6 protein-coding genes are annotated in these 7,210 nt (G+C 75.1%); 2 read left to right on the top strand and 4 right to left on the bottom strand.

Annotated elements, in window-relative coordinates:
• Together IDM29_RS13215 and IDM29_RS17710 are read left to right on the top strand one after the other, a co-directional pair.
• Positions 1 to 3,005: bifunctional proline dehydrogenase/L-glutamate gamma-semialdehyde dehydrogenase (locus IDM29_RS13215; RefSeq protein ID WP_188037621.1), on the top strand; the 3,005-nt coding region annotated here is incomplete at its 5' end.
• A gap of 72 nt (positions 3,006 to 3,077) precedes the next feature.
• Positions 3,078 to 5,348 carry a bifunctional diguanylate cyclase/phosphodiesterase gene (locus IDM29_RS17710; protein WP_182111177.1) on the top strand — a complete coding sequence of 757 codons (2,271 nt, stop codon included), beginning with the start codon at positions 3,078 to 3,080 and terminating at the stop codon, positions 5,346 to 5,348.
• Positions 5,349 to 5,355: 7 nt separating this feature from the next.
• Here the strand turns inward: IDM29_RS17710 and nusB are convergent, their stop codons facing one another.
• From nusB to IDM29_RS13190, 4 genes are all read right to left on the bottom strand, one after another.
• A complete protein-coding gene (nusB, locus tag IDM29_RS13205; protein WP_182111178.1) occupies positions 5,356 to 5,772 on the bottom strand; it encodes a transcription antitermination factor NusB in 417 nt (138 codons plus the stop codon).
• A gap of 1 nt (position 5,773) precedes the next feature.
• Positions 5,774 to 6,337 (bottom strand): elongation factor P, encoded by a 564-nt coding sequence (gene efp, locus IDM29_RS13200; RefSeq protein WP_182111179.1) that lies wholly within the window; start codon positions 6,335 to 6,337, stop codon positions 5,774 to 5,776.
• A 69-nt stretch (positions 6,338 to 6,406) separates the two neighbouring features.
• Positions 6,407 to 6,862, bottom strand: coding sequence for a hypothetical protein (locus IDM29_RS13195; RefSeq protein WP_182111180.1), 456 nt, complete (start codon positions 6,860 to 6,862; stop codon positions 6,407 to 6,409).
• A 75-nt stretch (positions 6,863 to 6,937) separates the two neighbouring features.
• Positions 6,938 to 7,210 (bottom strand): sigma factor-like helix-turn-helix DNA-binding protein (locus IDM29_RS13190; RefSeq protein WP_304518691.1); only part of this gene is annotated, 273 nt, incomplete at its 5' end.

Below are 7,210 nucleotides of genomic sequence, written 5' to 3'. Positions count from 1 at the left end.
CGGTCCTGCCGCACGTCGTCGTGCCGGCCGCGCGCGCCCGCCTGCGCCAGCTCGTCGGGCACCTCGTCGCCGACGCGGGCCCGGGCCTGCGCCGGCACGTCGCCCGCGCCCGCGCCGAGGGCTTCCGGCTCAACCTCAACCTGCTCGGCGAGGCGGTGCTCGGGGAGGTCGAGGCGCGCTCGCGCCTCGACCGCGTCCGGGCCCTCGTCGAGCGTCCCGACGTGGACTACGTCTCGGTGAAGGTCTCCGCCGTGGCGAGCCAGCTCGCCACCTGGGACACCGCGGGCAGCCGTGACCGGGTCGTCGACCGCCTGCAGCCGCTGTACCGGTCCGCGCACGCGCACGGCACGTTCCTCAACCTCGACATGGAGGAGTACCGGGACCTGCAGCTCACCGTCGCGGTCTTCGAGCGCCTCCTCGCCGACGCGGACCTGAGCTCGATGGCCATGGGCATCGTGCTGCAGGCGTACCTGCCCGACTCCCACGCGGCGCTGGACGAGATCACGGCCCTGGCGGCGCGCCGGGTCGCCGGTGGCGGGGCGCGCGTGAAGGTGCGCCTGGTCAAGGGCGCGAACCTCGCGATGGAGCGGGTCGAGGCCGAGCTGCACGGCTGGCCGCAGGCGCCCTACGGGACCAAGGCCGAGGTCGACGCCTCCTGGGTGCGCCTCCTGGACCGTGCCCTGGACCCCGCACGCACCGGCGCGGTGCGGGTCGGCGCCGCGAGCCACAACCTCTACGGGGTCGCGCTCGCCCACCTCCTGGCGCGCGAGCGGGGCGTCGGCGAGGCGCTGGACGTCGAGATGCTCCAGGGCATGGCGCCCGCCCAGGCCCGTGCCGTGCGCGACGCCGTCGCTCCCGACACCCACGTCCTGCTCTACACGCCGGTGGTGGCCCGGGACGACTTCGACGTGGCGATCTCCTACCTCGTGCGGCGCCTCGAGGAGAACGCGGCGCCGCAGAACTTCCTGCACGACCTCTTCGCCGGCGGCCAGGACGGCGACGCCGCGGGCGTCGAAGGCCAGCGGGACGCGTTCGTCGCCGCCGTCGCCGGCGCCGCGACCGCCGCCACCCTGCCCCGGCGCGTGCCCCGCGGCGAGCCGACGCTCCCGGGTCCGGGCTTCGAGAACGTCCCGGACACGGACCCGGCCGTCGCCGAGGCGCGCGCCTGGGCGGCGGCCCTCCCGGCGCGCGACGTCGACGTGCCGGCCGCCGTGGTCATCCGCACGGAACGCGACGTCGACGACGCCGTGGCGGTCGCCCTCGGCCTGCGCGACTCCTGGGCCACCGCGTCGCCCGAGCGCCGCGCGGCGGTGCTGCGGCGGGCCGCGCTCGAGCTGGAGCGTGCGCGCGGGGACCTCGTCGCCGTGATGACGCAGGAGGCCGGCAAGACCGTCGCCGAGGGTGACCCGGAGGTCAGCGAGGCCGTCGACTTCGCGCGGTACTACGCGGACCGCGCCGAGGCGCTCGCCGACGGTGCGGTCCCCGGCGCGGTGTTCCGGCCGGACGGGCTCACCGTCGTGACCCCGCCGTGGAACTTCCCCGTGGCGATCCCGGTCGGCTCCGCGCTGGCGGCGCTCGCCGCCGGGTCCCCCGTCCTGGCCAAGCCGGCCCCGCAGACGCCGCGCAGCGCGGGCGTGGCCTACGGCGCCGTGCGGCGGGCGCTCGAGGCGGAGGGCTTCGCCCCCGACCTGCTGCAGGTCCTCGACGCGCCCGAGGGCGACGTCGGCCGGCACCTCGTGACGCACCCGGACGTGCGCCGCGTGCTCCTGACGGGGTCGATCGAGACGGCGCGGCTCTTCGCGTCGTGGCGTCCGGACCTGGACGTGCTCGCCGAGACGTCGGGCAAGAACGCGCTCGTCGTGACGCCGTCGGCCGACGTCGACCTGGCGGTCGCGGACGTCGTGCGGTCGGCGTTCGGCCACGCGGGACAGAAGTGCTCGGCGGCCTCGCTCCTGGTGCTGGTGGGGTCGGCGGGCCGCGACGACCGGCTGCGGCGCCAGCTCGCGGATGCCGTGACGTCGCTCCGGGTGGGGCCCGCGTCCGACCTCGGGGTCGCCGTCGGCCCGCTGGTCGAGCCCGCGCAGGGCAGGCTGCTCCGGGCCCTGACGACGCTCGACCCGGGCGAGCGCTGGCTCGTGCGTCCGCGCCGCCTCGACGCCGAGGGCCGGCTCTGGACGCCCGGCGTCAAGCACGGCGTCGCGCGGGGCTCCTTCTTCCACCTCACGGAGGTCTTCGGGCCCGTGCTGGGCGTCATGCGCGTCGAGACCCTCGACGAGGCGATCGCCGTGCAGAACGAGGTGGCCTTCGGGCTCACCGGCGGACTGCACTCGCTCGACGAGCGCGAGATCGAGCACTGGCTCCGGGCCGTGGAGGTCGGCAACGCCTACGTGAACCGGCACATCACCGGGGCGATCGTGCGGCGCCAGCCCTTCGGCGGCTGGAAGGCGAGCGCCGTCGGGCCCGGCGCCAAGGCCGGCGGTCCGGGCTACGTGCCGCAGCTCGGCGCGTGGGCGGACGCCCCCGACGTCCCCCGCGACGACGACGGCTGGCTCGCCTGGGCGCGGGCCGACGACGAGCGCTGCTGGCGGGAGCACTTCGGCGTGGAGCACGACCCGTCGGGGCTCGCCGTCGAGGCGAACGTGCTGCGCTACCGCCCCGTGCCCCACCTGACGGTCCGGGTCGGCGCCGACGCGAGGGAGCGGGACGTGACGCGCGTGCGCGCCGCGGCAGCGCTGGCCGGGGTTCCGGTGACGCTCTCGCGGGCGCCCGGCGAGGCGGACGACGCCTTCGCGGTACGCGTGCGCGACGGGGCCGTCACGGGGCGCGTCCGCCTGGTCGGCACCAGCGCGGGGCTGCGCGAGGCGGTCGCCGCGCGCGTCGGCGAGGTGACCCTCATCGACGCGCCCGTGGTCGCCTCGGGCGAGCGGGAGCTGCGCACCGTCCTGCGGGAGCAGGCGATCAGCCGGACGCGGCACCGCTTCGGGCACCTGCCCGCGGACGGCTGAGCGCGCACACATCACCTGAATGCCCGGTGCGCCGGGCTCAAGCAGGAGCGGTACGCCACCGATACTGCCCATGTGTCCGGATCTGCGCTGACGTGGTCCGTCGTCCTCCAGTGCCTCGTGGCGGGAGTGGTCGTCGGGCTCTGCGCGCTGCACGCGAGCGGCTGGCGCCACGGGCTCCGCCCCGCCGAGGCGCTCTGGACCGTGGTGTGGGCGCTCGCGCTCGCGGCGGTGAGCCTGGTCAACGGCCTGCTGCTCCTCACGGCGGAGCCGGCGCACAGCGCCCTCCTGCTTCTCCGCTTCCTCGCGGTCGCTGCGGCGGTGGTGATCAGCGAGCCGGCCGTCCGCGTCTGCAGCGGCGGTCGTCCGGACGTGCGCCCGGTCGCGGCCATGGCCGCGTGGTACGCGTGCGGTGCCGTGCTCTGGGTCACGACCGACCTCGTCTTCGCCCACCGCTACGTCGACGGCATCCCGGTCTACGGCCCGCTCCGCACCGCGGTGCTGCTCGTGCCCCTGCTGGTGGTGGCGACCACCGTGCTGCGCCGGCTGCGGGGCCGGACCATGACCGCGGTCGGGGCCGTCGTCACCGTCGCCGGGACCGTCTCGACGACCCTGCTCATCGTCTCCGCCGTCCCGCCGCCGAACGAGTCGACGGAGTGGCTCGCCGGGCTGTGGGTCGTCCCGCTCATCGCCGGCCTGATGTTCATGGCCGCCTTCCGCATCGCCGAGGTGCGCCGTGACTGGCTGCGCCGCGCGAGCATGCGCGACGCGCTGAGCGCCGTGACCAACGACGCGTGGCTGCTGCGCACGCCCGAGCAGGCGCTCGAGCGCGCCGTCGCCGCCGCGCGCCGCCTCCTCGACGACGACCGGATCGTGGGGACCATCCGGCCGCTGTCGCGCGACCGGTTCGTCACCGAGCTGTTCGCCGAGGACGGCCGACCCGACGACCCCGTCGACGCCGCCTTCCTGCGTGACCTGGCGCGCGTCGTCTCGAGCGCCGCCGAGCGCCAGGCGATGACCTCGCGCCTCAAGCGCGCCGCCTTCACCGACTCCCTGACCGGGCTCGCGAACCGGCATGCCCTCGACCAGCACCTCGCGATGACGCTCGACCGGGCGAACGTGGAGCGCACGCCCGTCGCCGTCCTGTTCTGCGACCTCGACGGGTTCAAGCTCGCCAACGACCGCCACGGCCACGCCTGGGGCGACGCGCTGCTGGTCCACGCGGCCGAGCACCTCACGGCCGTGCTCAGCGCGGGCACCTTCCTGGCCCGCCACGGCGGCGACGAGTTCGTCGCCGTCCTCGACCGCGCGCCGGACGACGGTGAGCTCCGGGCCCTCGCCCGGCGCGTCCGGGACACGTTCGAGGCGCCCGGTGAGGACGTCGTGCGCACCACGATCACCGTCGGCGTGGCCACCTGGGCACCGGGCGACGTCGTCGACCCCGACGGGCTGCTGCGCGAGGCCGACCTGGCGATGCTCGAGGGCAAGCGCTCGCACGCGGGCGTGGCGCTCTACGACGAGCGCCTGCGGGCCCGCGTCGACGCCCGCGCGACGGCGCGCGACGAGCTCGAGGTCGGCATCAGGGACGGCGAGATCGTCGCGTACTTCCAGCCGCTGAGCGACGCCCTCACCCTCGAGGTCATCGGGCTGGAGGTCCTCGCCCGCTGGCGTCACGACGGCGCCCTGCGCCGTCCCGGCGAGTGGCTGCCCCTCGCCGAGGAGACCGGCCTGATCGTCGAGGTCGGCCGCCAGATGTTCGTCGCCGCGCGGCACGGGATGGAGCAGTTCGACCTGCCCGTCGCGGTCAACGTCGCGGCGCGCCAGCTCGACGAGCCCGACTTCGTCGCTCTCGTCGAGCGGTCCTGGGGCACCGACCGCTGGGACATGCTCACCATCGAGGTCACCGAGAGCGCGCTGCTCTACGACGCCGAGCACGTGCGCGACGCGCTCGCGGTACTCGTCGAGCGCGGCGTCAAGATCGCCCTCGACGACTTCGGCACGGGCTACAACTCGCTGTCACGCCTGGGCGAGCTCCCGATCCACGTGCTCAAGATCGACCAGACGTTCGTGCACGACATCGCCACGAGCGAGGGCGTGGCAGTCCTCAAGGCGATCCTCGGGCTCGCGGAGGCCCACGGCCTCGAGGTCGTCGCCGAGGGGGTCGAGAACGTCGCCGAGCTGACGGCCCTGGTGGACATGGGCGTGCCCGTGGTCCAGGGCAACATGCTCGGCCGGCCGTCCCCCCGGGTCCCCGTACGCGGGCGCCGCCCGTTGTCGGTCGCCCGCCACCCCGCGACGCGGGCCGTGCTCTACGACTTCGTGCCGGTCGGCGGCACCCCGGTCTGAGACGTCGTCAGACCGACAGCGTCGGCTTCAGGTCCACGATCCGGCCCAGGAGCCCGTTGACGAACGACGGCGACTCGTCCGTCGAGAGCCCCCGCGCGAGCTCGACGGCCTCGTCCACCGCGACCGCGTCCGGGACGTCGTCGTTGAAGAGGATCTCCCACGCGCCGAGGCGCAGGATCGCCCGGTCGACGGCCGGCATCCGCTCGATCGTCCAGCCGTGCGAGTACGTCGCGATGAGCTCGTCGATGCGGTCGAGCTGTGACAGGACGCCCTCGACGAGCTCGACGGCGTACTGCGGCAGCGCGCTCTCGTGGCCCGGCTCCGCGATGCGCGTCGCCAGCAGCTCGAGCGGCGGGACGCCCCGCTGGTCCGCCTCGAAGAGGACGTCCAGCGCGCGCTTGCGGGCCTTGCTGCGTGCGGCCAAGTCAGTCGTTCACACGGCCGAGGTAGGACCCGTCGCGGGTGTCCACCTTGACGCGCGTGCCCTGCTCGAGGAACAGCGGGACCTGGATCTCGGCGCCGGTCTCGAGCGTCGCGGGCTTGGTGCCGCCCGTGGACCGGTCGCCCTGCAGGCCGGGCTCCGTGTAGGTGATCTCGAGGACGACCGACGGCGGGAGCTCGACGTACAGCGGGCTGCCGTCGTGCGTCGCGACCATGGCCTGCTGGCTCTCGAGGAGGTAGTTGGCGACGTCGCCGACCGTGGCCTCGGGCACGTTGAGCTGGTCGTAGGTGGACGTGTCCATGAAGACGTAGTCCGTGCCGTCCTTGTACAGGTACTGCATGTCGCGCTTGTCGACGTTGGCCGTCTCGACCTTGGTCCCGGCGTTGAAGGTGCGGTCGACCGTCTTGCCCGAGAGCACGTTCTTGAGCTTGGTGCGCACGAAGGCGCCACCCTTGCCCGGCTTGACGTGCTGGAACTCGATGACGGTCCACAGCTGGCCGTCCAGGTTGAGGACGGTGCCGTTCTTCAGGTCGTTCGTCGTGGCCACAGCAGATCTTCCTGTCAGGTCGGTCGGGGCTCGTGCGACGCCCGGCGACGCGCGCGGAGCAGTCTACCGTCAGCCCGCGAGGACTCGGCGCACCACGGCCCCGACCACGGCGGCCCACAGCATGGACGCGAGGGTCCCGATGACGAAGCGCTCCGAGGTGCCCGGGTGCTCGCGGAGCTCGGGGTACCGGCCCAGGCCCTTGACGGCGATGACGAGCGCGATGCCCGACGGGTAGCCGGCGAGGATCGAGCCCGTGATGGCGAGCCGCTCGAGGATCCCGATCCACGTGCCGCCCCGCAGGGCCGCCTGCGCGTCCGGGCCCACGGGCCCGTCGCCGCCGGGAGTCGAACCGGCCGCGTCCGGGACGTGCTGCGGGAGGGCGCCGGGCGACGCGGGGACGTCCGGGGCCCCGGCGTCGGAGGAGCGCGCCGCCAGAGCGAGGATGCCGGAGGTCAGCGGCCAGCCGCCGGCCGCGCTGACGATCAGCGCGGCGAGGCCGAGCACCAGGGTGAGCCAGTCGTCCACGCGTCTCCTTCGTCGTCAGGGCCATGACGGCCGCGCCGGGTCCCGGGGGTTCCCGCCGCACGGCTCGCCGCGAGGCTACCGGTCGCCCCCGACACGTCCCTCGGCCCGCGCCAGGAGCCGGGCAGCCGCCGCGCGCGCGGCGAGCTCCTCGCCCCACAGGGCCGTCCGCAGCCGCTGACTGACGGCCTGCTGGCTCACGCCCAGCGCGGCGGCGACCTCCTCCTGCGTCGCCCACGGGCGCGCGGCGAGCGCGTCGACGGCCTGCCAGCCCGCGTCCGACCGCCTGTCCCGCACGGCCCCGACGAGCGCCAGGACGGCCTCCGCATCGGCGGCGGCCTCGTCGTCGCG

The organism is Actinotalea sp. JY-7885, from assembly GCF_014525465.1.
GTDB lineage: Bacteria > Actinomycetota > Actinomycetes > Actinomycetales > Cellulomonadaceae > Actinotalea.
Note: the sequence above shows the minus strand (reverse complement) of the source record. Positions and strands in the feature narration are given on the sequence as shown.